Consider the following 1,289-nt stretch of genomic DNA (forward strand, 5'->3'; position numbering starts at 1 on the left):
CGCCAGACGCTCTTTGTGCGGTATTGCCTTTACTGTTCCTCTGCTACTTTTTTCAGTGCCTTTGCCAGTTGATCCGGACATGAGGTCGGACGGCTGCCGCACTTGATGTTTTCCAGCCGCTTTACGACTTCGTCTATCGGCATGCCCTCTACCAAAGCGGCAATGCCCTGTGTGTTGCCGCTGCAGCCGCCAATGAACTGCACCTTGTTGACAACACCGTCTTCTGCATCGATCAGGATCGCACGGGAACAGACACCGTGTGGAGTATAAGAATACTGCATATGTTTTCACGCTCCGTTTTTTTGAAATTCGCCGCAGCGAAGAACAACGACTTGTTCCAGCTCTATTATAACACACCACGGCGAAAATTGCAAGATAAGATCACAATGCCGTATACGGAATTTCCCCTGCTTCACTGGCAGAGCAGAAACAGATTTTTTCTCGCAGTGCCTCCGCCAGTTTTTGCATCCGCTGTGCCGGCGTTCCGGCGGGAATGTGGAAACTGTCCAGAATTTGTGGAAAAGTGTCCTCCGGCGTAAAGTCCCAGTTCTCCGGTGTGCGGTCGTCCGCGGTAAACAAAGGCAGATAGCTGCCCTTGCAGGGAATCCCGATGTCATAGTTGTACAGGCTCCAGATCTTCCCCTGTGCCATTCCCAGCAAATGTCCGTATTTCAGACAGCCGACGGAAACCGTCCGGTCAGACTGCACACAAAAGCCCGTGCCGGTGTCCCCGTTCATGCCGCTGTTGATGTCCACACTCAGCACTGCCGCAGCAGACTGGTTGATCTGTTCCACCACCTGCCGCAGATTCGGGCGAAGTTCCCCGCGGAACCCCGTTCCCAGCAGGCAGTCCACGATCTGGTCTGTGCCGGAAAAGTCCGCTTCTGTGGTGACGGGAATCCCCCGTTCCTGACACTTGGTGAAAAAGTAGCTACCGTCCGGAGAACATTTTTCGCTGGTGCGGACGATGCGGCAGGGAATCCCGTGCCGGTGCAGCAGCAGAGCCAGCACATACCCGTCACCGGCATTGTTGCCGCTGCCGGTGACAATATCGATTTTGCCGTGCCAGTCAAAGCTGCGGAATATCCCCAGCCCTGCACGGTACATCAAGATTTTGCTGTCTGTTCCTCCAGCAATTTCGGCGGCATCGCTGTCACGCATAACGGCAACGGAGATGAGTTTTTCCATGGTGAATCCTCCTGTTTCAAAAAAGGCAATGCCATTTCCCAAACAGCACTGCCTTTCTTTTTACTATGGCAATACCGCACAAAGCTTGTGCGACAGATGCG

The 1,289-nt window shown here is 53.8% G+C and carries 2 protein-coding genes; both read right to left on the minus strand.

All coding sequences use genetic code 11. From position 1 onward, the window contains the following. Nucleotides 1-29: 29 nt before the first annotated feature. Nucleotides 30-281 carry a TIGR03905 family TSCPD domain-containing protein gene (locus RUMCAL_RS13170; RefSeq protein WP_021683471.1) on the minus strand — a complete coding sequence of 84 codons (252 nt, stop codon included), beginning with the start codon at nt 279-281 and terminating at the stop codon, nt 30-32. A gap of 100 nt (nt 282-381) precedes the next feature. Beyond that, nucleotides 382-1,188: an NAD(P)H-hydrate epimerase gene (locus RUMCAL_RS13175; RefSeq protein ID WP_021683472.1), complete on the minus strand. Its 807-nt coding sequence runs from the start codon at nt 1,186-1,188 to the stop codon at nt 382-384. Nucleotides 1,189-1,289 lie beyond the last annotated feature (101 nt).

This window comes from Ruminococcus callidus ATCC 27760, assembly GCF_000468015.1.
GTDB lineage: Bacteria > Bacillota > Clostridia > Oscillospirales > Ruminococcaceae > Ruminococcus_C > Ruminococcus_C callidus.

Bases quoted from the DNA above. Each gene is read 5' to 3' on its own strand.
- RUMCAL_RS13170 (WP_021683471.1), bottom strand. From the start codon at position 281: ATGCAGTATTCTTATACTCCACACGGTGTCTGTTCCCGTGCGATCCTG.
- RUMCAL_RS13175 (WP_021683472.1), bottom strand. From the start codon at position 1,188: ATGGAAAAACTCATCTCCGTTGCCGTTATGCGTGACAGCGATGCCGCC.